The organism is Halomonas dongshanensis, assembly GCF_024790395.1.
GTDB classification, from domain to species: domain Bacteria; phylum Pseudomonadota; class Gammaproteobacteria; order Pseudomonadales; family Halomonadaceae; genus Vreelandella; species Vreelandella dongshanensis.
Map to the genome: position 1 here is coordinate 211768 of NZ_JAJISC010000003.1, position 24004 is coordinate 235771.

General features: G+C 61.2%; 19 protein-coding genes. 11 read left to right on the forward strand and 8 right to left on the reverse strand.

Annotated features, from left to right (window positions below; genetic code table 11):
• Nucleotides 1-44 precede the first annotated feature (44 nt).
• The 5 genes from cysD (at nt 45) to LLY24_RS07765 (ending at nt 5178) form a co-directional block, all read left to right on the forward strand.
• Nucleotides 45-1043 carry a sulfate adenylyltransferase subunit CysD gene (cysD, locus tag LLY24_RS07745; protein ID WP_259035708.1) on the forward strand — a complete coding sequence of 333 codons (999 nt, stop codon included), beginning with the start codon at nt 45-47 and terminating at the stop codon, nt 1041-1043.
• On the forward strand, nt 1043-2470 hold the full coding sequence (gene cysN, locus LLY24_RS07750) for a sulfate adenylyltransferase subunit CysN (protein WP_259035709.1): 1428 nt from the start codon (nt 1043-1045) through the stop codon (nt 2468-2470). The genes cysD and cysN overlap by 1 nt, the downstream gene beginning before the upstream one ends.
• A gap of 244 nt (nt 2471-2714) precedes the next feature.
• The gene (locus LLY24_RS07755; protein WP_259035710.1) at nt 2715-3278 is read left to right on the forward strand and encodes a type 1 glutamine amidotransferase domain-containing protein; all 564 of its coding nucleotides are present in this window, start codon (nt 2715-2717) and stop codon (nt 3276-3278) included.
• Nucleotides 3278-4414, forward strand: a complete 1137-nt coding sequence (locus LLY24_RS07760) for an App1 family protein phosphatidate phosphatase (protein ID WP_259035711.1) — start codon at nt 3278-3280, stop codon at nt 4412-4414. Before LLY24_RS07755 ends, LLY24_RS07760 begins: the two co-directional genes overlap by 1 nt.
• A gap of 89 nt (nt 4415-4503) precedes the next feature.
• Nucleotides 4504-5178, forward strand: coding sequence for a zinc metallopeptidase (locus LLY24_RS07765; protein ID WP_259035712.1), 675 nt, complete (start codon nt 4504-4506; stop codon nt 5176-5178).
• A gap of 61 nt (nt 5179-5239) precedes the next feature.
• On the opposite strand, the gene pgi is transcribed toward LLY24_RS07765, so the two are convergent.
• The 4 genes from pgi to ptsP form a co-directional block, all read right to left on the reverse strand.
• A complete protein-coding gene (gene pgi, locus LLY24_RS07770; RefSeq protein WP_259035713.1) occupies nt 5240-6835 on the reverse strand; it encodes a glucose-6-phosphate isomerase in 1596 nt (531 codons plus the stop codon).
• A 152-nt stretch (nt 6836-6987) separates the two neighbouring features.
• Nucleotides 6988-8739 carry a PTS fructose-like transporter subunit IIB gene (locus LLY24_RS07775; RefSeq protein ID WP_259035714.1) on the reverse strand — a complete coding sequence of 584 codons (1752 nt, stop codon included), beginning with the start codon at nt 8737-8739 and terminating at the stop codon, nt 6988-6990.
• Entirely contained in the window at nt 8736-9707 is a 972-nt protein-coding gene (gene pfkB, locus LLY24_RS07780) for a 1-phosphofructokinase (protein WP_259035715.1), read from the reverse strand. The genes LLY24_RS07775 and pfkB overlap by 4 nt, the downstream gene beginning before the upstream one ends.
• Nucleotides 9707-12625 (reverse strand): phosphoenolpyruvate--protein phosphotransferase, encoded by a 2919-nt coding sequence (ptsP, locus tag LLY24_RS07785; RefSeq protein ID WP_259035716.1) that lies wholly within the window; start codon nt 12623-12625, stop codon nt 9707-9709. Before ptsP ends, pfkB begins: the two co-directional genes overlap by 1 nt.
• A gap of 289 nt (nt 12626-12914) precedes the next feature.
• Between ptsP and cra the strand changes: the two genes are divergently transcribed.
• Nucleotides 12915-13937: a catabolite repressor/activator gene (gene cra, locus LLY24_RS07790; RefSeq protein ID WP_259035717.1), complete on the forward strand. Its 1023-nt coding sequence runs from the start codon at nt 12915-12917 to the stop codon at nt 13935-13937.
• Between the two features lie 30 nt (nt 13938-13967).
• On the opposite strand, the gene LLY24_RS07795 is transcribed toward cra, so the two are convergent.
• Entirely contained in the window at nt 13968-14441 is a 474-nt protein-coding gene (locus tag LLY24_RS07795) for a methylglyoxal synthase (RefSeq protein ID WP_259035718.1), read from the reverse strand.
• A gap of 24 nt (nt 14442-14465) precedes the next feature.
• Complete coding sequence (gene pyk, locus LLY24_RS07800) at nt 14466-15932, reverse strand: pyruvate kinase (protein ID WP_259035719.1); 1467 nt, start codon at nt 15930-15932, stop codon at nt 14466-14468.
• A gap of 428 nt (nt 15933-16360) precedes the next feature.
• Here pyk and gap point away from each other — a divergent pair, with 428 nt between their 5' ends.
• From gap to LLY24_RS07820, 4 genes are all read left to right on the forward strand, one after another.
• Nucleotides 16361-17365 carry a type I glyceraldehyde-3-phosphate dehydrogenase gene (gene gap, locus LLY24_RS07805; protein ID WP_259035720.1) on the forward strand — a complete coding sequence of 335 codons (1005 nt, stop codon included), beginning with the start codon at nt 16361-16363 and terminating at the stop codon, nt 17363-17365.
• Nucleotides 17366-17541: 176 nt separating this feature from the next.
• Nucleotides 17542-18063 carry a DUF3455 domain-containing protein gene (locus tag LLY24_RS07810; RefSeq protein WP_259035721.1) on the forward strand — a complete coding sequence of 174 codons (522 nt, stop codon included), beginning with the start codon at nt 17542-17544 and terminating at the stop codon, nt 18061-18063.
• Nucleotides 18064-18298: 235 nt separating this feature from the next.
• On the forward strand, nt 18299-18883 hold the full coding sequence (locus LLY24_RS07815; protein ID WP_259035722.1) for a sigma-70 family RNA polymerase sigma factor: 585 nt from the start codon (nt 18299-18301) through the stop codon (nt 18881-18883).
• Entirely contained in the window at nt 18880-19638 is a 759-nt protein-coding gene (locus LLY24_RS07820; RefSeq protein WP_259035723.1) for an anti-sigma factor, read from the forward strand. Before LLY24_RS07815 ends, LLY24_RS07820 begins: the two co-directional genes overlap by 4 nt.
• Nucleotide 19639: 1 nt before the next feature.
• Here the strand turns inward: LLY24_RS07820 and LLY24_RS07825 are convergent, their stop codons facing one another.
• Nucleotides 19640-20110: a MerR family transcriptional regulator gene (locus LLY24_RS07825; RefSeq protein ID WP_259035724.1), complete on the reverse strand. Its 471-nt coding sequence runs from the start codon at nt 20108-20110 to the stop codon at nt 19640-19642.
• A gap of 66 nt (nt 20111-20176) precedes the next feature.
• Between LLY24_RS07825 and LLY24_RS07830 the strand changes: the two genes are divergently transcribed.
• On the forward strand, nt 20177-22150 hold the full coding sequence (locus LLY24_RS07830; protein ID WP_259035725.1) for a heavy metal translocating P-type ATPase: 1974 nt from the start codon (nt 20177-20179) through the stop codon (nt 22148-22150).
• 207 nt (nt 22151-22357) lie between these two features.
• On the opposite strand, the gene LLY24_RS07835 is transcribed toward LLY24_RS07830, so the two are convergent.
• On the reverse strand, nt 22358-23998 hold the full coding sequence (locus LLY24_RS07835; protein ID WP_259035726.1) for a GMC family oxidoreductase: 1641 nt from the start codon (nt 23996-23998) through the stop codon (nt 22358-22360).
• Between the last annotated feature and the right edge of the window lie 6 nt (nt 23999-24004).

The following is a 24004-nucleotide window of genomic DNA, read 5'->3' on the forward strand; positions in this document are numbered from 1 at the left end:
CGATAAAAAAGCACCGTGCTTAGCTGGTTTCAGTGAGGTAGGCCATGACGCAATTTTCCACACTCTCGGCGGCTGACCGGCGAGAGCCTTCTCAAGAGCCCACTCAAGAGCTCACTCAAAAGCCCTCCCAGGCGATCGATCCGGCGCGCTTGACGCACTTGAAGCAGCTGGAAGCCGAGTCCATTCACATCATTCGTGAAGTGGCGGCCGAATTCAGCAACCCCGTGATGCTGTATTCGATCGGCAAGGACTCGTCGGTGATGCTGCATCTGGCCCGTAAGGCGTTCTATCCCGGTACGCCGCCGTTTCCGCTGCTCCATGTGGACACCACCTGGAAGTTTCGTGAGATGATCGAGTTTCGTAACCGCATGGCGGCCGAGGCGGGTATGGAGCTCTTGGTGCATACCAACGAAGAGGGGCGGGCGGCCAACATCAACCCCTTCGATCATGGCAGCGCCAAATATACCGATATCATGAAGACCCAGGCGCTCAAGCAGGCGCTGGACAAGTACGGCTTCGATGCCGCCTTCGGCGGCGCGCGGCGCGACGAGGAAGCCTCCCGTGCCAAGGAGCGCGTCTACTCCTTTCGTGACAAGTACCACCGCTGGGAGCCCAAGAGCCAGCGCCCGGAGCTTTGGAACATCTACAACGCCAAGGTCAACAAGGGCGAGTCGATTCGCGTCTTCCCGCTCTCCAACTGGACCGAGCTCGATATCTGGCAGTACATCTATCTCGAATCGATCGCTATCGTGCCGCTCTACTACGCCGCCCCGCGTCCGATCGTCGAGCGCGACGGCATGCAGGTGATGGTCGACGATGAGCGCCTGCCGCTGGCGCCGAACGAGGTGCCGGAGCACAAGTCGGTGCGCTTTCGTACGCTCGGTTGCTATCCGTTGACCGGCGCCGTGGAGTCCGAGGCGGCCACGCTGCCCGAGATCATTCAGGAGATGCTCCTGACCCGCACTAGCGAGCGCAGCGGCCGCGCCATCGACCGCGACCAGGTCGGTTCCATGGAGAAGAAAAAGCGCGAGGGGTACTTCTAATGTCACATCAGTCGAATTTGATCGCCGACAACATCGAGCAGTACCTGCACGAGCACGAGAACAAGGACCTGCTGCGGTTCATCACCTGTGGCAGCGTCGATGATGGCAAGTCGACCCTGATTGGCCGCCTGCTCCACGACTCCAAGATGATCTTCGAAGATCAACTGGCGGCGATCACCCAGGCCTCGAAAACCAGTGGCACCACCGGCGATGAGGTCGATCTTGCGCTGTTGGTCGATGGCTTGCAGTCCGAACGCGAGCAGGGCATCACCATAGACGTGGCCTATCGCTTTTTCTCGACCGACAAGCGTAAGTTCATCATTGCCGACACCCCTGGGCATGAGCAGTACACCCGCAACATGGCCACCGGCGCGTCCACCGCGAGCCTGGCGATCATTCTGATCGATGCGCGCTATGGCGTGCAGACGCAAACCCGGCGGCATAGCTTCATTGCCGATCTGCTGGGTATCGATCATTTGGTCATCGCCATCAACAAGATGGACTTGGTCGACTACTCGGCGGCGCGCTTTGACGAGATCGTCACCGAGTACCAAGCGTTTGCCGAGAACCTAAAAGCGCGCGACATTCGTTTCGTGCCGCTTTCGGCGCTCAAGGGCGACAACGTGGTCAACCCCAGCGCGCAGATGCCCTGGTACAGCGGTGAAACACTGATCTCGCTGCTCGAAAACGTCGAGATCACCCACGACCGTAACCTCGACGATCTGCGTTTGCCGGTGCAGTACGTCAACCGCCCGAACCTCGATTTTCGTGGTTACTGCGGTACCTTGGCCGCTGGCGTGTTGCGCCCCGGTCAGGCGGTCAAGGTGCTGCCCTCGGGCAAGCACGCCACCGTCGAGCGTATCGTCACCTTCGACGGTGACTTGGCCGAAGCCTACCCGGGGCAGGCGATTACCGTGACGCTGAACGAGGAGATCGACATCTCGCGCGGCGACTGGCTGGTCAATGCCGATGCCGACGTGCCGCTCGCCAACGCCTTCACTGCCGATATCGTCTGGATGCACGAAGACGAACTCACCCCAGGCAAGCTCTACGACTTCAAGCTCGCCACGCGGGATCTTTCGGGGCAGGTCAGTCGCATCGAGTATCAGGTGGACGTCAATACGTTGGCGCGCCACCCGGTGGGGGCGCTCTCGCTCAACGCCATCGCCCGCTGCGACGTCGAACTAACCGCGACCGTACCTGTGGACGACTATCGGGCGCATCCGGGCACCGGCAGCTTCATCGTGGTCGACCGCTTGACCAACGTTACCGTAGGCGCAGGGATGATTCGTGGCGTCGCCAAGGCCGCGCCAAGCCTGCCCAACACCACCGACTGGGCGGCTTTCGAGCGTGACCTGAATGCACTAGTGCGTAAGCACTTTCCGCACTGGGGCGCCAAAGACATACGTGAGTTGCTAACGCCCTGACTGATCGGTCGAGGCCGCTCTCGTATCTGTCTTAACTCTCGACAATTTCTTAACTAAGCCCGCCCAAAACGTGCGGGCTTTTTTTTGATATTAGATTTTCTCGATATTGAATTTTCTTGATATTTGACAAGTTTTGTACAGCGCTTGACGTCATGCACACATCGACCACAATGAGAAGGGTACACGGGGAGCCGAGCTGCGTTCCCCTTCGTTAACATCGAGTCATCTAGAAAAGGAGAGCATGATGAGTCAAGTACTGAACGGTAAGCGCGTTGCCATTCTCGCTGCCGACGGCTTCGAGGAGTCCGAACTGAGTTCTCCGCGCGCCGCCCTTCAAGGCCAAGGCGTGGAAACCCACGTCATCACGCCTGACGGTAAAGGCATCAAAGCCTGGGCCGAAACCGATTGGGGCGATACGTATGAGGCGGATAAAGCGCTTTCCAGCGCCAACGCCAGCGACTACCACGCCTTGCTTCTGCCAGGTGGCTTATTCAACCCCGATTCGCTGCGTACCAACGATGACGCCCTGGCGTTCGTCAAAGCCTTTTTCCAGGCAGGCAAGCCAGTTGCCGCCATTTGCCACGCGCCTTGGGTACTGATCAATGCCGAAGTGGTCAACGGCCGTCGCATGACCTCGGTGCCAAGCGTGGCTCAGGATCTGCGTAATGCTGGTGCCAAGTGGGTCGATGAGGCCGTCGTCGTGGATAACGGCTTGGTCACGAGCCGGACACCCAAAGACCTCGATGCCTTCAACGCCAAGCTACTCGAAGAGCTGAGCGAAGGGCGTCACGAAGGCCAGCACGCTTGATGGCGTGGTGGAATCACTGGACGAGCTTCGCCAAGAGGCTCGTCCACGTCATTGCCAAACCGGTCAAGCGTGACCGGGGTCGTGGAGGGATGGTCGTTCATCCCTACCGTGGCTATGGCTCCCACGAAGACGTTTTCGTCATGGGCCGCGTGTTTCGTCAGGCGGCCCTTGGTCGCGCCATTCCCCGACGCGGCATGCTGCGTGATACGGCCGATGTGGCTAGGCGTATTTTCCGCCGCGGCTTGGCCGATGCAAAGGTCGAGATTCGCCTTGGCGATAACCAACTCTGCATCAAGACCGATCGCGACGGCTACTTCGATGCCCACCTGCCAATTACCACCTCTTTACCTATCGATGTCTCCTGGCATCGCGCCGATATTCACGTCGAAGCGCAAGGGCAGCAGAGCGTTCGTACGGATGTCGAGGTCTATATACCACCGCCGGAAACCGACCTGGTCATCATCAGCGATATCGACGACACCGTGATGTTCACTGGCGTGGCCGAAAAGCTCAAAATGCTCTATCGGCTGTTCGTCAAAAAGCCCCACCGCCGCACCGCCTTTCCCGGCGTCGCCGCGCTCTATCAGGCACTGCACAGAGGCGAAACCAATAAGGCCGAGCGTCCGATTCTCTATGTTTCGCGCGGGCCCTGGGCCATCTACGAGATGCTCGAAGCGTTCTTTCAGCTCAACCGTATTCCAGTAGGGCCGATCCTATTTCTACGCGAATGGGGCATCTCGCTGCGCCACCCCTGGCCGCGCCGCGCCGAGGCGCACAAGCGAGATTTGATCGACCGCATGCTGGCGCTGTTCGAAGATATGCCCTGCATTCTCATCGGCGACAGCGGCCAACACGATCCTGAAGTCTACACCGAGATCGTCAAAGCCTATCCAGGGCGCATCAAAGCGATCTACATTCGCCGCGTGGACAGCGATCCCAAGCGTGAAAAGGGCATCGAGCGGCTGCGCAACGAACTCGCCGACACTAACTGCGAACTCGTGCTCGCCGCCGACAGTGTCCTCATGGCCGAACATGCCCACGCCAACGGCGACATCTCCGCTCGCGGCCTCGACGCCGTACGGCGTGATGTCGAAGAGCACCGTCGGGAAGAGGCCCAAGAAAACGCTTCTTTATAAGATTAAAGCAGAGCGGCGTGTGCCTGCTGCTTTGACCCCACCGCCAAGCATGATACAACCCAGAGGTTCATCGAGCCGCTGGGTTTTTCATGTTTCTACTGCTTATCCTCGTCATGCTGGCCATCTTCGTGCTACCCAACGTATGGGCGAAATGGATTCTTCAGCGTCATCATCGCGGGCGCGACGATTATCCGGGGACCGGCGCCGAGCTTGCCGAGCACCTTCTGCGTCGATTAAAGATCGAAGGCGTGCGGGTCGAACGTACCGAGCGCGGCGACCACTACGACCCCGGTGCACGCTGCGTGCGCTTGAGCGACGCCCATTTTGATGGCCGCTCGCTTACCGCCGTTACGGTGGCGGCCCACGAAGTAGGCCACGCCATTCAGCACCACCAGGGCTATGCTCCGCTTCTGGCTAGAAGCCGGTTGGTGGGCATGGCGCAGAAGGCGGAGAAGATCGGTGCGCTGTTGATGATGGCGGCACCTTTTCTCTTCTTGCTCACGCGTACGCCGGGCGGTCTGGCGCTGGTGATCATTCTTGCCGTGCTTAGCTTCGGCACCGCCGCCTTAGTGCATCTCGTGACGCTACCGGTCGAGTTCGATGCCAGCTTCAACCGCGCGCTGCCGCTATTAGAAGAGTACGTATCGCCCAAGGACATGAGCGGCGCCCGCCATGTGCTCACGGCCTGCGCCTTCACCTACGTTGCCGCCTCGCTTGCCAGCATACTCAACCTGGGCCGCTGGCTAGCCATTCTGCGCCGCTGAGGTGAGGCATCTTCGTCGATGGCACGCTGGTGGGCGGTGACATTGGCTCGAATGATGTTCGTCAGTTGAAGTGCTTGCGCACCAGCGCCAACAGCCCCTGTGTCGAAGCGTCGAAATCCGCGGCGTTGGTGTCGATGCGTTCGCTGATTTCACCGGCGATGCGCTTACCCAACTGAACACCCCACTGATCGAAGGAGTTGATGTTCCAGATCACGCCTTGGACGAACACCTTGTGTTCGTATAGCGCGATTAGCGCGCCGAGGTTCTTGGGCGTCAGTTCGTCGAGTAGCAGAGTGCTGGAAGGGCGGTTGCCGGGGCAGCTGTATGGATCCTGGCTCAGTTCTTGGCCTTCGCCGTGGCTGCCCTCCATGAAGGCGTTGGCCTGGGCGAGCATGTTGGTCAGAAGGGCAAAGTGGTGCTCCTCCATGCCGGGTTCGGGTTTGAGCGAGGCGATGAAGTCGATGGGCACGTAGCGCGTGCCTTGGTGCAAAAGCTGAAAGAAAGCATGCTGGCCGTTGGAGCCCGTTTGACCCCACACGATCGGCCCGGTCTTGTAGTTGACCGGATGACCGAAGATGTCCACCGACTTGCCGTTGGATTCCATATCGAGCTGCTGCAAAAACGATGGTAGCTGGTTGAGCGCCTGATCGTAGGGCACGATGGCCTGGGTCTCGGCGCCGATGAAGTTGATGTACCAGATGCCGATTAGTGCCATCAGCACCGGCATGTTCTGGGCAAACGGCGCTTCGATGAAGTGGCGATCCATCTCGTGGGCGCCTTCGAGCAGTTCGATGAAGCCTTCGAAACCGATGGAGAGCGCAATCGGTAGGCCAATCGAAGACCACATCGAGTAGCGCCCGCCTACCCAAGCCCAGAATTCGAATACGTTCTCTTCGCGAATGCCGAATGCCATCGCCGCTTTACGGTTAGTAGAGGCAGCGATGAAGTGCGCGCCGACGTCGGCATCATCGCCTGCGTTCTCCACGAACCAGCGTCGCGCGGTCTTGGCGTTGAGCAGGGTTTCCTGCGTGGAGAAGGTCTTGGTCGAGACGATAAAGAGCGTGGTGGCCGGGTCGAGTCGCGACAGCACCTTTTGGATATGGGTGCCATCGACGTTGGAAACGAAGTGAAAGTGAAGCCCCGCTTGGCGGTACTTCAGAAGCGCACGCACCGCCATATTGGGGCCGAGATCTGAGCCGCCAATGCCGATATTGACCACGTCCTTGATTGGCTTGCCGCTATAGCCTTTCCATTCCCCGCTTCTGACGGCCTCGGAAAAGGCCTTGATCTGATCGCGGGTGCGGGTGATTTCCGGCATCACGTCCTCGCCGTCGACGAAGACCGGGGTGTCGCCCAAGTTTCTAAGCGCCGTATGTAGCACCGGGCGGTTTTCGGTGACGTTGATGATGTCGCCGGAGAACATCTGCGCCCGGCGCTGTACCAGCGCCGAATGATCGGCAAGCTCCAATAGCTTGTCGAGCACCTCATCGGAGACGTGGTGCTTGGAGTAGTCGAGAAAAAGCCCGCCCACGCGTACGCTCATCTTCTCGAAGCGCTCTGGGTCGCGGTCGAAGTAGTCGCGGATACGGTCGTTGTAGCTCTTGTCGCGCAGGCGTTCGAGCGCCTGCCAGGTCACACTGCGAGTCAGTTGAAACATGGCGCGGTCCGTGGTGGTGCCCGGTGCAAAGCCGGGGAGTGTTATGTATGTAAAAATACTACAAAAAAAGCGCTACCAGGAAAACTCACCGGTGCAAACGACACAAACGAAAGGGGCGAGCCCATGGCTCGCCCCTGTTGCAGCATTGACGATTAGCTCGCCACCGCCACCTGGGCGGCGCCACGTTTGAGCATGGCGTAACCCAGCCCGGTGATGAGCGAGCCCACCACGATTGCGCCCAAATAGAGCAGGGCAGGTGTAATGGCGTGGGGAATCAGCAGCACGAAGATCCCGCCGTGGGGGGCCATCAGCTGCGCACCGGCCAGCATGGAGAGCGCGCCGGTGACCGCGCCGCCGACGATGCAGACGGGAATGACACGCAGCGGATCCTTGGCAGCAAAGGGAATGGCGCCCTCGCTGATGAAGCAAAGCCCCAGCACGAAGGAGGCCTTGCCTGCCTCGCGCTCCGGTGCGGAGAACTTGTGTCGGGCGATGACGCTTGCGATGCCCATGCCGATGGCGGGCACCATTCCCGCCGCCATGATCGCGGCCATGGGCGCGTAGGTTTGTGAAGAAAGCAGCCCCACGCCGAAAGCGTAGGCGGCCTTGTTGACCGGCCCGCCCAGGTCGAAGCACATCATCGCGCCGAGCAATAGCCCAAGCAGTACGGCGTTGGTGGAGTCCATATCGGCCAGGAAGGTTTCCAATGCCGCTAGAATCGCCGCGACCGGCTCGCCGATCACGTAGATCATTACCAACCCCGTCACCAGGCTCGCCACGAGCGGGATGATCAGGATGGGCTTGAGCGACTCGACGCTTGAAGGGAGCCTCACCCAGCGGGCCACCGCGAGGGCCGTATAACCAGCAAGAAAGCCCGCCAGGATGCCGCCGATGAACCCTGCCTCGATGGTGCTGGCGAGCATGCCGCCGATCATCCCCGGCGCAATACCGGGACGATCGGCGATCGAGTAGGCGATGTAGCCTGCCAATATCGGCACCATGAGTGCCAGAGCCGTGCCGCCCCCGATCTGCATCAGCGCTGCGGCAAGCGTTCCCTCCTGTTCGAAGGCCGTAATGCCGAAGGTGAACGAGAGCGCAGTGATCAACCCGCCCGCCACCACCATGGGCAGCATGAAGGACACCCCAGTGAGCAGGTGCCGATAGATGCCTTTTTCGCTACCGCTTTTGGATTTACCACCCGTTGCCGTTGTCTGCTCGCCGGTCGCGCTGTGATCTTCGATCTGGGCACTCTCTAGCGCAGCTTCGAGCGTGTCGCGCGGCTTTTTCAGTGCATTGCCGGTCGAGGTGCGATAGATCCGCTTGCCCGCAAAGCGGGTAGGGTCGACCTCGATGTCGCAGGCCAGCACCACCACGTCGGCCGCTTCGATCTCGGCATCGCTAAGCTTGTTTTGCGCGCCTACCGAGCCCTGGGTTTCGACGCGCATGGCGTGCCCCAGCGCCTTACCCGCCTCATTCAGCGCCTCGGCGGCCATGAATGTATGAGCAACGCCGGTAGGGCAAGCGGTGACCGCAACGATGCGCGTTTGGCCTTTGCCGTCGCGCGGAGCCGCAGGTGCGGCCGATGCAGGCGGCGTATAGAGCGGTGCCTCACGCTTGGCGGTGGCCAAGAAGGCGGCAGGGTCGGGCAGCGCCTCGGCGATGGGCGCTTGGTAAAGGCGTTTGCCTTCGAAGCGCTCGGCGCCGGGCACCTGGTCGGCCGCGACCACGATCAAATCGGCAGTGGCGATCTGATCAACGCTTGCCGCTTCGAGAGGAGCGACTTCGCCGTGCATTTCGACGTGAACGTTCCAGCCCTGGCGCTTGGCCGCCTGCTCTAGGCGCCGCGCGGCGAGAAAGGTCGTGGCCATGCCACTAGGGCAGGCGGTAATCAGAATCAGGTTCATGGCGTGGTTCCCTTGGCGCTTTCGGCGTCCAGACGTTGTAAGTGAGTAGCGTGTAAAAGCTGCGTGAAATCAGGCGCGTTGGGGTCGCCCACGCCGACGTGGCGAACCGCCTCCGCAGAAAGCGCGGTAGCAAAGCGCAGCGTCGTCTCGGGCGAGTGCCCCATGAGCTGGCCGTGCAGCATACCGGCAACGAAGGTGTCGCCCGCGCATACCGTATTGACCGCCTCGACGCGCGGCGGGCTCGCCTGCCAAACGCCCATTTGGCTTGCCCAGAGCACGCCGTCAGCGCCTGCCGAGAGCATGGCGTTGGCAACGCCCGCTTGGTGAAGCCGGTTGACGGCGTCCAGGCGTTTGGCGTGGCTGTCCAACGTTTTGCCTGCCCAATCGGACAGCTCCACCTCGTTGGGCTTGAGCGCGGCGGGGGCGATGTCGATGGCGGCGCGTAGCGCCTCGCCGCTGGTATCCACCCAGAGCGGCACGTGGCGCGCTTTTAGCCGCTTGAGTAGGGCGCTGAAGTCTGCCAGTGCCATACCGGGCGGGAGGCTCCCGGCGATGAGCACCGCATCCGGGGCGTCTGAGCCTTCCAGTGCTTCATTGGTTTGGCGCTTAAAGGCGGCGAGGGTATCGGATGAGATGGCGATGCCGGGGCCGTTGATATCGGTCACCCGGCCGCTGGCCTCGGCGAGCTTGGCGTTGATGCGTGTTTCGCCCGGTACGCGGACAAAACCATCCCGCACACCCAACTGCTCGAAGGCGCGGCGGAAGGGGGCGTCGTTGTCGGCGCCGAGAAAGCCGCTGACGCTGACGTCATGACCTAAGCCTGCCAGTACGCGGGCGACGTTGACGCCTTTGCCTGCCGCTTCAAGGTGCGCCCGCTGGGAGCGATTGACCGCACCCGGCACCAAGGTGTCGAGATCGAAAGCGAGATCCAGCGCCGGGTTGAGAGTAATGCAGAGCACGCGAGCCATTAACGTGCCTCCAGCGCATCGCGCACATCGCTTGCCGTGGCGTGACCAAGTGCCAGCTCGGCGGCGGCCTTGGCATCGGCGAGGTCGAACTCGCGCAGGCGCGCCTTCACTAGCGGTACTTGGCGAGCGCTCACCGAAAGCTCATCGACGCCGAGCCCTACCAGTACCGGCACGGCTGTCGCATCGGAGGCGAGCTCACCGCACACGCCGACCCATTTGCCTTGGGCGTGGGCGGCGTCGACGGTCATCTGAATCAGCCGTAGCACCGCCGGGTGCAGGCCGTCAGCCTGAGCGGAGAGCACCGGGTGGCCACGGTCGATCGCCAGGGTGTACTGGGTCAGATCGTTGGTGCCGATGGAGAAGAAGTCCACTTCAGTGGCAAGGCTTGGCGCTAGTAGGGCGCTGGCGGGCACCTCGATCATCACGCCGAGCTCGACGTCGGTCGCGCGCTCTTCGGGGGTAAGCCGCTGCATCAGCGCATCGAACAGCGCCTTGGCGGCGCGAAACTCGGCCACGTCCTTGACCATCGGCAGCATGATGCGCAGCGGCGCGCCGCGCCCGGCGCGTAGCAGCGCTTCGAGCTGAGTAGCGAGCACTTCCGGCTGGGTGAGCGCGAGGCGGATGCCGCGAAGCCCCAGAAAGGGGTTCTCCTCGGCGGGTAGCGGCCAGTAGGGCAGCGGCTTGTCGCCGCCGACATCGAGAGTACGGGCCACTAGCGGGCGGCCAGCGAGCGCTTCGACGGCGTGGCGATACTCAGCGACTTGGGTATCGAGCGCGGGGGCGCTGGCGTGCGCCATGAACAGAAACTCGGTGCGCAAAAGGCCCACGCCTTCGGCGCCGTTTTCTACCGCGTCGGCGGTATCGGCGGTAGCGCCCAAGTTGGCGGCGACCTCCACGCGGTGGCCATCGCGCGTGGCGCCGGGCGCGAAGCGGTGCTCCCAGGCTTCGGCCCGGCGGCGCTCTAGTGCTTCGCGCTGCTGCTCGGCCCGAGCCTGGCGTGCGTTGGAAGGCATGGGAATTATCTGGCCGCGCTCGCCATCGAGAATCATTAGGCTTGAGTTTTCCAGCGCCATCACCGCCTCGCCCGCGCCGACCACCGCTGGAATGCCCAGCGAGCGCGCAAGAATTGCGCTGTGCGCCGTGGCGCCGCCGCGTTGGGTCAGAATGCCGCGCACCTGGGCGGTATCCAATCGCGCTACGTCAGACGGCGCGATATCGTCCATCACCAAAATGTAGGGGTGGGCAGGCGGCGTGGGCATATCCACTTGGCAGAGAATCCCCAGCACGCGACGGCCGACGTCGCGCAGATCCGCCGCGCGCTCGGCCAGTAGCCGGTCGGCAAGGCGCTCCTGGGCGTGGGCAGCGCTCTCGATGGCCTGCCACCAAGCCGCCTCGGCGGAGCGGCCCGCGTGAATCGCCTCGCGGGCATCCTGGCGAAGTTCGGGGTCGTCGAGCATTTCAGCGTGCATGGCGAGAATGTCGGCGACGTCATCGTTGGACGCATCCTTGACTAACTCGGCAAGCGTTACCGCTGCGCTATGCAGGGCGTCGTCCAGCCGTGCCTGTTCGCGCTCGGGATCGCTTGCCTGCTCGGGGTAATCAAATACCAGGGGGCGCACTACGAAAACCGGGGCGATGGCAAGGCCGGGAGAGGCGGCCACGCCCTGGTGTGGCGTATCGGCTGCGATTGGCACGACCGGGGCGGTGGGCGTTTGAGGTGAACTCGCGCTTGGCTTTTCTGCGGTGACAGTTGAGGTTTTATCTATAACGCCATCATCGCTGATGGGTACCACGTGCTCGCCCAAGCCCGCTTCGATGGCGGCTGTCAGGGTATCCAGCGCCTTGGTGGCCCCTTCGCCTTCGGCGGAGAGGACCAGCCACTGGCCGTGACGTGCGCCAAGGCCCAGCACTTTGGTCAGGCTCGCCAGGGAAACGCTGCGGGCGCCATCCTCTTCCAGGCGTACGTTCACTGCCACGCCCTGGGCGCGGGCGAGCTGCACCAGCGCCTTGGCCGGGCGGGCGTGCAGGCCGTGCGGGTTGAGGATACGCACGCGGCGGCTTTCGCTGGTTGCGGATTCTCCTGCCAGCAGCGCCAATATCTTGGCTTCCGAGGCGGCCAATAACGTCTCGCTGGCGGCAGCCTCGAGCACGCCGTCCAGGCGCTCCAGCAGCGGCCAGTGGGCATCGCCTTGAGCAGCTAAGCAGAAGAGTACGTGGACAGGGCGTTCGTGCTCGCCTGCGCGCTCGCTTAGCGTGTCAGTGGCTGGGGTGGCAAGGCCCAGCGCTGGCGCCTCGACGCCCTGGGCGCTGCTCGCAAGCCAAAACCCCTGGCCGAGCCAAACTGGCGGGCGAGCGGCAATATCGGCTATGAAGGTGTTGTCGACTAAGCCGCGCTGGCGCAGCCGCGCGGCGCTGGCAAGGGCAAGCTCTTGAACGCTGCGCGCGGGAAACTGCAGGCACAGCGTATCGCGGTCCAGGTGCGTGGTGGTGGGCGGGCGTGAAAGCAGCGCGGCCACGGCCTCGGGCTGAGTCGCGCTGGCAAGCGCTTGGGCGATGCCTTCGCGGTCGAGGGCGTGGGTCAGCTGACGCAGAATATCCAGATGCTCGTCGCTCTGGGCGGCGATGACAACCAACACATAGACACGCTGCCCATCGTGCCACTCGACGCCCTCTGGGAACTGCAGCACGCGCACGCCGGTTTTGTGCACGTGTTGGCGGCTTTCAGGGGTGCCGTGGGGAATGGCGATGCCGTTGCCCAGATAAGTCGAAGACTGTGCCTCGCGAGCGTGGAGCCCATCGCGATAGGCGGTATCGACCAGCTTGGCGTCCACCAGTGCCTGCGCGGCGGCGTCCAGAGCGTGCTGCCAGGCATCGGCGCGATGGCCAAGCAACACCTCGTTAGGGCCTAGTGTAAGCATGCGGTTCTCCCGTTCAAAAAACGATGCCTTCTCGAAGACGGTGCCGTGAAGATGACCAAGGGCGGGTGCAATCTCAGCCCCGAGCTATCTCTCTAGGATTTTGGCCAAGGATACAATAGATTGATAGCCAAGGCTGAAACGATTCAGCTAACGATACAAGCGCCTTTTCCATAGACTTTGGTCGGGGTGAGGCCAAGGCGCTGTTACACTGCGTTCGCGCTAGCCTGCTGTATGAGTGCGTTGTGTGAGTGATGAGGGAGAGGGTATATCGAATGGGGAAAACGCTAGCATGACACTGGCCGACATCGCCCGGCTCGCGGGGGTCTCGCGTACCACTGCCAGCTATGTCGTCAACGGGCAGGCGCAAGAGCGGCGCATTAGCGCGGCGACCATCGAGCGGGTCATGGCGGTGGTACGCGAGCATCGCTATCAGGTCGACCCGCAAGCAGCGGCGCTGCGCCGAGGCGCAAGCCGTCTGTTGGGATTGATCGTGCCGGATCTGGAAAACCCAAGCTATGCGCGTTTGGCCAAGCGGCTCGAACGCGGCGCCCGCGAGCGCGGCTATCGGCTCTTGATCGTAAGCTCCGACGATGACGCCGAAAGCGAACGCGGCCTGGCCTTGGCGCTGCGCGCCCAGCGCTGTGAAGCGTTAATCACCGCAAGCTGCCTGCCCGAAGAGGACGACTTCTACCCCACGCTTGCCGAAGAGGGCTGGCGCGTGGTGGGCATGGACCGTGGGCTCGACCCCCAGCGTTTCGTCAGCGTGGTCAGCGATGATTACGCTGCCGCCAAGGCGCTTACGGCGTCGATTCTTACTCCCTCGACGCAGCGCGTGCTCTGGCTCGATGCCATGCCCGAACTCTCGATCAGCCAGCAGCGCCGAGCGGGGTTCTTGGCTGCGATAAGCGAAAGCGGCGCCGAGCCGCTGTGTATGAGTGGCGTGCGCTACGAGCGCAGCGAAGGGCAGCGGCTTGCCCACCAACTCTTTGTCCAAGGCAGTATCGATGCGCTGGTCACGGCCTCCTACACCATGATGGAGGGGGTGTTCGACGTGTTACTCGAACGCGGTGGGCTTTCCTCCTCACTGCGTTTGGCCACCTTCGGCGATCATCGTCTGCTCGATTTTTTACCCCAGCCGGTCAACTCGGCGCTGCAAGACTACGACCGTATCGCCGAGTTGGCGCTAAGTAGCGCTTTGGCCGGTGCTGTAGCAAGTGATTGGGAGCGTAAAGTGGAGTGCGGGCAAGAAAACGCCCTGAGCGGCGTGGGAAGGCGAGTGGTCGAGCGCCGTATCAAGCGGCGCTCGCGTTAACGTATTACGCGCTTTAAGCGTTACCCACGCTTAGATACGCGCGTTGGCCCAGGCGTTGGCATCGGGAATCGATAGATCGTAGCTGGCGCTGAGATAGGGCGAAGAGAGCAGGAAATCGGCGCTGGCGGCGTTGCAGGCCACCGGCACGTTCCATAGCGCTGCCAGGCGCAGGAGTGCTTTGACGTCAGGGTCGTGGGGCTGCGGGGCGAAGGGGTCCCAGAAGAACACCAGAATATCCAGCGTCTGCTCGGCGATGCGCGCGCCGATCTGCTGATCGCCCCCTAGCGGCCCGCTCATCAATCCTTCGACCTCGAGCCCGAGCTGGCTCTTAAGGCGCCCAGCCGTAGTGCCCGTGCCGACCAAACGGTGCTTTTGCAGCGTTTCTTGCCAGCGCTCGGCCCATTCGAGCATCTCGCTCTTCTTGCCGTCGTGGGCGATCAAAGCGATGCGCTTTTGCGCTGGTAGGGTGCGCTGCGCTTGGCGCGGCGGTCGGGCATCGTTCATGGGCGCTCTCCAGTCACGCTCGTGTTATTCGGATTCGACGGCGATGATCTTCATCGTATTGGTGCCGCCATGGGCGTTCATGTGATCACCGCGGGTGAGGATGACATGCTCGCCTGGGCGGGCCAATCCATGGGCGGTGAGAAGCTTGAGCGCCTCTTGATTGACCTCGGTGGGCGCCATGTGAGTGGTATCGAAGGGAATCGACACCACGCCGCGATAAAGCGCCATGCGCCGCTGGGCCACTGGGCTATGGGCCAAGCCGACGATGGGCAGGCGCGAGCGAATGCGCGAGGCGATCAGCGGGGTATAGCCGGTCGAGGTCATGCAGGCGATGGCGCTAACGCCTTTGAGATGGTTGGCGGCGTACATGGCCGATAGGGCGATGGTCTCGTCGGTGCGCTCGAACCCCTCGTGAATGCGGTGGCCCGAGGATTGGGCAACGCGCTCGCGCTCGGCGCCAAGGCACACGCGGTTCATCGCCTCGACGGTCTCTACCGGGTAGTCACCTGCGGCGGTTTCGGCCGAAAGCATAACGGCGTCGGTGGCGTCGAGCACGGCATTGGCTACGTCGAAGACCTCGGCGCGCGTCGGCAGGGGAGAGGTGATCATCGACTCCATCATCTGCGTGGCGGTGATGACGGCGCGGTTGAGCGTGCGGGCATGCTTGATGATGCGCTTCTGGGTGCCGATCAGCGCTTCGTCACCGATCTCGACGCCCAAGTCGCCGCGAGCGACCATCACCGCCTCGGAGGCGACGATGATGCCGTCGAGGGTTTCGTCATTGGCGACCGCTTCGGCGCGTTCGAGTTTGGCGACGAGGCCAATCTCCTTACCCTCTTCACCGAGCAGGTCGCGGGCTTCCTGCATGTCGGCGGCGCTGCGCGGGAACGAAACGGCGAGGTAGTCGACACCAATGGCGACGGCCGTCTTCAGGTCTTCCTTGTCTTTCTCGGTGAGCGCGGGGGCAGACAGGCCGCCGCCCTGCTTGTTGATGCCCTTGTTGTTGGAGAGCTTGCCGCCAACGTGCACGCGCGTGTGTACTTCCTTGCCCTTGACGGCGGTGACATCGAGCACCACGCGGCCATCGTCGAGCAGCAGGCGGTCGCCTTCGACGACATCGTCGATCAGCGACTTGTAGTCGCAGCCAACGCGCTCGGCGTTACCGGCGTTGCTATCGAGCGCCATGTCGAGAACGAAGGGAGCGCCTACTTGAAGTTGAATCGGGCCTTCTTTGAAGCGGGCGATACGAATCTTGGGGCCTTGAAGGTCACCCAGTGCCGCAACGCTGCGGCCAAGGCGCTGGGCGATCTCGCGCACCTCGCTCAAGCGACGGCGATGATCGTCGGCGCTGCCGTGGGAGAAGTTGAGTCTCACGACGTCGACGCCTGCCTTGATCATGGCTTCGAGCACGCCGGGTCGGTCGCTGGCGGGCCCTAGGGTGGCGACGATCTTGGTACGACGAAGCGGAACGGAGGAAATCGATGAGCTCACGTGTGCGTTCTCCTTAAAGGTGGCGGGGTAGGCGCCGCGTCTACCCACTATTCTTACTCACTGTTATGTATGGCCGTATCGAGTATGACCCGTTGCGCAGACTCGTTTTGCGCCGCTATGCCCAAGGCTTATGGTGCACAGTATGTGCCAAATAGGGTAGCTGAAACACTATGGCACTGGCGCATTTGTAGGCCGCGACGTCGCTGGGCGTTTTGCCCTGGCCTTGCGAGAGCTACGAGCAAACGGGTGGCCATCTAGGTGTGGACTACGATAGCGCTAATATAGTAATTTTACTACAAAATGGTGGCTCGCCAGCGCGCTTAAGCGCAATGACTGGCCTGGAGCCCCCTTTAACCGGCTTTTAGCGATCTTTTTGGTAATTTTTTTACTGGAATGAAGCCAGTGTCCACGCAGTGGGAGGTGTCAGCATGACCATCAGAGTTGCAATCAACGGGTTTGGACGGATCGGACGTAACGTACTTCGCGCACTCTACGAGAACGGCTATCGCGACCGCCTTCAGGTCGTGGCGATCAATGATCTGGGTGATCCGTCGCTGAACGCGCACCTGCTCCGCCATGACAGCGTTCACGGTCATTTTCCCTTTAGCGTCGAGCACGACGAGACGAGCCTGAGCGTCGACGGCGACAAGATCGCCATCTCCTCCGAGCGCGATCCGGTCAAGCTGCCCTGGAATGATCTGAATATCGACTTGGTAATGGAGTGTACCGGGCTTTTCACCAAGCGTGACGCCGCTGCCAAGCATATCGAGGCCGGCGCCAAGCGCGTGCTGATCTCCGCCCCCAGCCCCGATGCCGATGCCACCGTGGTCTACGGCGTCAACGAGCATGTGCTAACGGCCGACCACACCGTGGTTTCGAACGCCTCGTGCACCACCAACTGCCTGGCGCCGGTCGCCAAGGCGCTCAACGACGCCGTGGGTATCGAGAACGGCCTGATGACGACCGTTCATGCGTATACCAATGACCAGAATCTTTCGGATGTCTACCACTCCGACCCTTACCGCGCACGCAGTGCCACCCAGTCGATGATTCCGACCAAGACGGGGGCTGCCGCTGCCGTTGGCCTGGTGCTGCCGGAGCTTGCCGGTAAGTTCGATGGTCTTGCGGTACGCGTGCCGGTGATCAATGTCTCACTGGTAGATTTGACCTTCACCGCCGGGCGCGAGACCTCGAAAGAGGAGATCAACGCCATCGTCAAAGACGCTGCGGCCAACTCGCCGGTGTTGGCGGTCAATGCTCAGCCGCTGGTCTCCATCGACTTCAACCACGATGCGCACTCATCGACCTTCGACGCCAACCACACCCGCGTCAACGGTCGCTTGGTGAAGATCATGGCGTGGTACGACAACGAGTGGGGCTTCTCCAACCGTATGCTGGATACCGCCATCGCCATGCAGGCGACGGCCAAGTAAGAGGCTGTTAGCACCCGTTTATCGGGGCAGTTGTCGGGAGGTCGCGTTATCGCGGCCTCTTTTTTTTGGAAAAAATTTAAAAAAATTTCGTCTTGGCTGCATCCAATCGCGTCGCTCGCGGGTATTCCCTATACAGCCGCCATTAGCGGGGGCTGATTACCCCAAGGAGACTGAACATGAAACGCCAACAATTTGCGCAAGCTACGCTGGCCGCCCTTGTCGCGACCGCTTTCAGTCAAGCCGCTCTGGCCGACGTGCCGGAGGAAGTCCAGGTACCGGACGGCCACACCGTGATGCTCGAAACCGTCGGTGTGGGCGAGATCACCTACGCCTGTGAAACCAAGGACGATGGCACGGTAGGTTGGGTATTCAAAGGCCCCGACGCCGTTCTTAACGATACCGACGGCAACCAAGTCGGTCGCTACTTCGGCCCACCCGCCACTTGGGAAGCCAGCGACGGCTCCTCTGTGACCGGCACCGAACTCGCCACTGCTCCTGGCGGTGACGGCAACATCCCGTTCCAGTTGGTCGAAGCCAACCCCGCTGAAGGTGACGGCGAAATGGTCGGCGTTGCCTACATCCAGCGCTTGGCCACCGAGGGTGGCGTCGCCCCCGATATGGCGTGCAGCGCCGACAACGAAGGCGACACCGAAATCGTCGAGTACCAAGCCGATTACATCTTCTGGACCGCGAACTAATCGACTGGCCTAAGGCACGCTTGCCGGTGGATGTGACACCGGCAAGGGGCCAACGGCTAAGGGCGCGTTGAAGGATTAATGCGCCAGGCACGACCCAGGTGACGACGTTGACGACGACGTAGGTGGCCTGGGTCGTTTTGCGTTGAAGGAGTAGGCTGGCTTGCCTAGCCCTTGGCCCCGTATGCTGCTGATGAGAGCGACGCTCGGCGTCGGCCCGTCATCAGGGAGCCAAGGTGTGACTGACGTATCCACTAGCTGCGATCATGCGGCGCTGATCACCCGCTGTGCTCAGGGCGATCAGCAGGCATTGAAGACACTGTATCAACACGAAGGCGCACGCCTGTTGGGCGTGGTGATGCGCATCGTCAAGGACCGTGGTATGGCCGAAGACATCGTTCACGATGCCTGCCTCAACATCTGGCAGCGTGCCGACACCTTTGACCCCAGCCGGGGTTCGGGGCGTAGCTGGATGTTCAGCGTGGCGCGTCATTTGGCGCTCAACGCCATTCGCTATCGCGATCGCGAGGTCGGGTTCGACGCCGAGTTCAGCGCTAATGGCACCGATGCCGAACACGACGAGGGGCAAGAGGAGGGCGTTAGCCCCTCGACCCCCGTGAGCGAAGCCTTCGATTGGCAGACGGGCGAGCGTATCGACGAATGCCTCAAGACGCTGACGCCCGAGCGGCGCAACTGTGTCTTGCACGCTTACGTCGATGGTTTGAGCCACGCCGAAATCGCCGAGCACACGGGCACGCCACTGGGCACCGTCAAGGCGTGGATCAAGCGCAGCCTGCTGCGTTTACGGGAGTGCATGGCATGACGACACCTACACTCGGCGATGACGATCACGTTCTCGCGGGCGAGTACGTGCTAGGCACGCTGCCCCACGACGAGCGGCGTCGCGTCGAACAGCGCCTAGCCCACGAGCCCGCTTTGCAAAAAGCGGTCGAGGCGTGGGAGATGCGCTTTCACCCCTATAGCGCCCTGGCCGAGCCGGTGGCGCCCTCCGATTATCTCTGGGCGCGCATTCAGCGAAGCTTGGCGCAAAAGACACCTGCTACCCAGGCGGTTAAAAGTGCCGCCCAACAAGCCTCGACTGCGCCCACACCCATGCCCAAACGGGCTCGCAAAGGCGTGTGGCACAGCCTACCGGCGTGGCGCGCCGCAGCGGGCCTAGGCATGGCCGCAGCGCTGGTGATGGGTATCTTGCTGATCAATCCGTCAAGCGTGCCGGTGACGCCGCAGTACATGGTGGTACTCATGGCGCCGCAAACCGACTCGGCAGGCTGGGTGGTTCAGGCCTCGACGCGCCAGGAGATCGAGCTGATTCCCCTCGGTACCTTCGAGGTTCCAGAAGGGAAGGCGCTGGAGTTTTGGACCAAAGCCGACGACTGGCAGGCGCCGGTATCGCTTGGGCTGATCGAGCCGGGCGGCCCGATTCGTCTGCGCCTTGACGAACTGCCGCCGCTCGAAGACGACCAGCTCTTCGAGCTGACCCTGGAAGACGCTACCGGCTCGCCCACGGGCTTGCCCACGGGCCCCATCGAGTTCATTGGTCGCGCGGTGGAGATCTAGCTCAAACGGTTGGGTTACGGGCATCGTCGCGGTCATCGAGTTGATGCTCGCAGAGGCGGTGATCGCTCAGCGCCTCAATGACCCGGCAGTTTTTCACTTTGCCCCCGGCGCACTGGGCAAGCGTGCGCCGCAGCTCGTCGCGAAGCGCGGTCAAGCGCGTAATGCGCCGCTCGACCTCTTCGAGGTGGCGCGTGGCGAGCGCGTCCACTTCCGCGCAGCCAAGCGTCGGGCGATCGCTCATCTGAAGAAGCTCGCGTACCGCCTCGATGGAGAAGCCGAAATCACGCGCGTGGCGGATGAACAACATGCGCTGCAGTGTGGCGTTGGCGTAGCGGCGCTGGCCGCCTTCGGTGCGCGAGGGCGCATCGAGTAGCCCGATCTGCTCGTAATAGCGAATGGTCTCCGGCTTGCAGCCTGCGGCTTTGGCCAGGGCGCCAATGGTCATGGCCTCTTTGCGTAATGTCGTCGTCATGGCTTGAACCTCTAGTTACTACAGGCTTTATGCTCCTGACCATACGCCACCACGAGGAGCAAGGCCATGTCTTCCTGCTGCACATCCGGCTGCCACGCCGCGCCACCTGTCTCACTGTCATCCACCTCTGCGAATACGCCTAAGCCCTGGTGGCAAACGCCCAAAGGGCAGCTAGTGCTGGGCACCGGCGTGCTGCTCGCTCTGGCTTGGCTTGCCAAGCTCGTTTGGCCAGCGCTAGGGCACTGGCCCTTTATCGCGGCCACGCTTGTCGGGCTCGTGCCGATTCTCCAGGCCGCTCTGCGCGCGGCGCGTGGGGGCAACGTTTTCACCATCGAAATGCTGATGAGTATTGCCGCGCTTGGGGCGCTGGCGATCGGGGCCGCCGAAGAAGCCGCCGTGGTGGTGTTTCTCTTTGCCGTGGGCGAGCTGCTCGAAGGCGTCGCTTCGGCGCGGGCGCGGCGCAGCATCTCGGCGCTGGCCGATCTCAAACCGTCGGCGGCGAATCTGATCAAGCCTGACGATTCGCTAGAGGAGGTCGCGGCTGACGTGCTCACGCCTGGGCAGCGCGTGCGCGTACGTCCTGGCGAGCGCATTCCCTGTGATGGCCGTGTTCTGCGCGGCGCCTCGAACATCGACGAGTCGCCGATCAACGGCGAATCGGTACCGCGCTTTCGCGATGTCGATGACGAGGTATTCGCCGGCACGGTCAATCTGCAAGCCGTGCTCGATATCGAGGTCACGCGTGGCAGCGCCGACAACACCATTGCCCGCGTCATTCGCCTAGTCGAACAGGCCCAGGCCGCTAAAGCCCCGATTGCGCGTTTCATCGACCGCTTCGCCTACTACTACATGCCAGCGGTGATTGGTGTGGCGCTGCTGGTCATGGTCGTGCCGCCTTTGGCCTCTTGGCTTAGCTGGAGCGAGTCGGTCTACCGCGCGCTTGCACTTCTTCTCATTGCCTGCCCCTGTGCGCTGGTGATCTCGACACCGGCGGCCATCGCGGCGGGGCTCTCCGCCGGGGCGCGGCAGGGGCTTTTGATCAAAGGCGGCGCGGTGCTCGAACAGTTGGGTAAGGTCAAGATCGTCGCCCTCGACAAGACCGGCACGCTGACGGCGGGCGCGCCCCGCGTGACCGCTATCGAAACCTGGACGAACGCCGCCGACGCCAGCGCCATTCTGGCCTGGGCGGCGGCGCTGGAGAGCGGTTCGAGCCATCCCCTGGCCACCGCCATCGTAGCCGAGGCGAAGGCGCAAAGCCTTGAAAGCCTTCCGCTCGAGATGGGTGTATCGCATCCCGGCATCGGCATCGAGGGCGTTGTCGCTGGGCGGCGTTTTAGCTTGTCGGCGCCTGCCCGCCTTGAGGTAGCGCTTGAGGCGTCCGCACGCGCGCGTATTGAGGCGCTCGAGGCCAGCGGCCATACCCTGACCGTGCTCTGCGAGCATACGAGCAGCGAAACTGAAGTGGGGCAGGTCAGGGTGCTTGGTGCCATCGCGCTTCGCGATGAGCCACGTGAAGATGCCAAGCGTGGTCTCGCGGCGCTAGCACGGTTAGGCGTTACGCCGATCATGCTAAGCGGTGACAACCCGCGCGCCGTTACTGCCATAGGCGAGCAGCTGGGCATCGAAGCTCACGGTGGGCTGCTGCCCGAAGACAAGGCCGAGCGTGTCGCCGCCTGGCAGATGGGCGGCAGTGGCCCGGTTGCCAAGGTGGGTGACGGAATCAACGACGCCCCCGCGCTTGCCCGCGCCGATGTGGGCATTGCCATGGGCAGCGGCACGGCCGTGGCGCTGGAAGCCGCCGATGCGGCGCTGCTGAAAAACCGCGTGACCGGCGTTGCCGAGTTGATCGCACTCTCACGGGCAACGCTGGGTAACGTCAAGGCCAACGTCGCTCTCGCGCTGGGCTTGAAGGCGATCTTTCTGTTCTCGACGGCGCTCGGCTTTACCGGCATGTGGATTGCAGTCATGGCCGACACCGGTGCCACGGTGCTGGTCACGTTGAATGCGCTGCGTCTTTTGGGGTATCGATTTGCACTGTAAGAAACTACTGTAATGCTCCCTGGTTTCTGCACACCCTACGCTGCTAATGCAGGGGGGCAGAAACCAGGGGGCATTACTGACGGACATAATTGCCCGCGCATGCACCGGCTATGCTGGTAGCCTTCAGGATGGGCTTGTTAAATAATTTATCTATTATTAGCTTTTTTTTATTAAAAAATGATATAAGTTTTGTGAACTTTAGGTTAATTATACTGTGATCTTCCGCTTGCTGTCTTCCAGGATCATGTCTGACGCTTTCTCGGCAATCATCATGGTAGCGGCACAGATATTGGCAGAGGGGATGTCGGGCATGACGGAAGCATCGACAATTCTTAGCGAAGTGATCCCTTTGACACGCAGTCTTGAATCAACGACAGCCATTGAGTCATTGGACGGCCCCATTTTTGCCGTGCCGCATAAATGATATGACGATACGCCATAACGGCGACAGAAGTCGAGAATCTGCTGATCTGTTTGGCACTTACTGCCTGGAAATGTTTCGGTGGGATTGTAAGGCGCAAGAGCATCACTTGACATCATTTTGCGTGCCAGCTTGGCGCAGAGAATTATCTTTTCCTGATCTTCCTCATGCTGCAGATAATTTGGTTGAACAGCGGGAGCGTCAAAGGGGTCATCGGAAACCAGCTTTACTTCACCCGTGCTTTTGGGTCTATGCTGCCAGAAACCACATGTCATGCCAGGGTATTTATCCAGCACACCAACATAGCCATTTCGGTAGCTGGCGGGTGAAAATACGCCTTGCAGATCGGGCTCTTGAACTTCCTTGTTCGATCGGCAAAAAATGTGCACGACAGAAGGGCTCAAACTCAGAATGCTGGGTTTTTTAACAATCCATTTTAAAACTTCAAGCGCGAGTCTGGGCCCTTTCGCTCTTTCATTGATGGTCACTGCATTTTCAATTTTATTTGAAATTCTTATCGAATAATGATCTTTCAGATTTTTTCCGACGCCCGGTAAATCTGCGACGGGTGTTATATTGAATTTTTCAAGATCCTTAATTCCCCCAATCCCTGAAAGATTGAGAATTTTAGGGGTGTTAATCGCACCCGCGCTTAAAATCACTTCCTTGTTAGCATAGATGTTTTCTATTGATCCGCTTTTAGAGTTGAAGAATTCGACGCCAATGGCGCGGTTGCCATCGAATAGCACTTTCGTGACCTGCGAATGCGTCATCACAATCAAGCCGAATTGCTTTTTGGCTCTTTTGATATACGTATTGGCGGTGCTTACTCGTTTGCCAGAGAAGATGGTGCGTTGGAAATATCCGACTCCCTCCTGGGAGGTGCCGTTATAATCCGGATTCTTGCTTATACCAAATTCAGAGGCACCCTCTATGAAAGCGTCACATACCGCATCTGGCCAATTCGAGTCCGTCACTGAAATCAAACCATCGAAACCTCGGGTCTCATTTTTTGCATGGCCGATCCGGCGTTCACATTTGTTGAAGTACGGAAGTACGCTTTTATAATCCCATCCTTCATTGCCCAACGCTGACCAGTTGTCATAGTCCGACTTGAGTCCTCGGTTATAAACGAGGCCATTGATGGAGGTCGACCCACCAAGAACACGCCCCTGTGGAATAGGAATGTTTCGATCGAGCGTCAGCGCGTTGGCCTCTGTAGAGAATTGCCATGCAAAACCGGGTTTGAATATCACCTTGATAAACCCTGCCGGTATGTTCAGGTAAGGGTGCCAGTTGCTCGATCCCGCTTCGAGAAGACAAACGCTATCTGGATGTTGTTCACTGAGACGACATGAAACGATCCCTCCTGCAGCACCGCTGCCTACGACGATATAATCGTATTTTCTCTTTTTTTTATTTTTCATTAGATT

Excerpts from the sequence above, each read along its gene's own strand:
- cysD (WP_259035708.1), top strand. The coding sequence starts at position 45 with ATGACGCAATTTTCCACACTCTCGGCGGCTGACCGGCGAGAGCCTTCT.
- cysN (WP_259035709.1), top strand. The coding sequence starts at position 1,043 with ATGTCACATCAGTCGAATTTGATCGCCGACAACATCGAGCAGTACCTG.
- LLY24_RS07755 (WP_259035710.1), top strand. The coding sequence starts at position 2,715 with ATGAGTCAAGTACTGAACGGTAAGCGCGTTGCCATTCTCGCTGCCGAC.
- LLY24_RS07760 (WP_259035711.1), top strand. The coding sequence starts at position 3,278 with ATGGCGTGGTGGAATCACTGGACGAGCTTCGCCAAGAGGCTCGTCCAC.
- LLY24_RS07765 (WP_259035712.1), top strand. The coding sequence starts at position 4,504 with ATGTTTCTACTGCTTATCCTCGTCATGCTGGCCATCTTCGTGCTACCC.
- pgi (WP_259035713.1), bottom strand. The coding sequence starts at position 6,835 with ATGTTTCAACTGACTCGCAGTGTGACCTGGCAGGCGCTCGAACGCCTG.
- LLY24_RS07775 (WP_259035714.1), bottom strand. The coding sequence starts at position 8,739 with ATGAACCTGATTCTGATTACCGCCTGCCCTAGTGGCATGGCCACGACC.
- pfkB (WP_259035715.1), bottom strand. The coding sequence starts at position 9,707 with ATGGCTCGCGTGCTCTGCATTACTCTCAACCCGGCGCTGGATCTCGCT.
- ptsP (WP_259035716.1), bottom strand. The coding sequence starts at position 12,625 with ATGCTTACACTAGGCCCTAACGAGGTGTTGCTTGGCCATCGCGCCGAT.
- cra (WP_259035717.1), top strand. The coding sequence starts at position 12,915 with ATGACACTGGCCGACATCGCCCGGCTCGCGGGGGTCTCGCGTACCACT.
- LLY24_RS07795 (WP_259035718.1), bottom strand. The coding sequence starts at position 14,441 with ATGAACGATGCCCGACCGCCGCGCCAAGCGCAGCGCACCCTACCAGCG.
- gap (WP_259035720.1), top strand. The coding sequence starts at position 16,361 with ATGACCATCAGAGTTGCAATCAACGGGTTTGGACGGATCGGACGTAAC.
- LLY24_RS07810 (WP_259035721.1), top strand. The coding sequence starts at position 17,542 with ATGAAACGCCAACAATTTGCGCAAGCTACGCTGGCCGCCCTTGTCGCG.
- LLY24_RS07820 (WP_259035723.1), top strand. The coding sequence starts at position 18,880 with ATGACGACACCTACACTCGGCGATGACGATCACGTTCTCGCGGGCGAG.
- LLY24_RS07825 (WP_259035724.1), bottom strand. The coding sequence starts at position 20,110 with ATGACGACGACATTACGCAAAGAGGCCATGACCATTGGCGCCCTGGCC.
- LLY24_RS07830 (WP_259035725.1), top strand. The coding sequence starts at position 20,177 with ATGTCTTCCTGCTGCACATCCGGCTGCCACGCCGCGCCACCTGTCTCA.
- LLY24_RS07835 (WP_259035726.1), bottom strand. The coding sequence starts at position 23,998 with ATGAAAAATAAAAAAAAGAGAAAATACGATTATATCGTCGTAGGCAGC.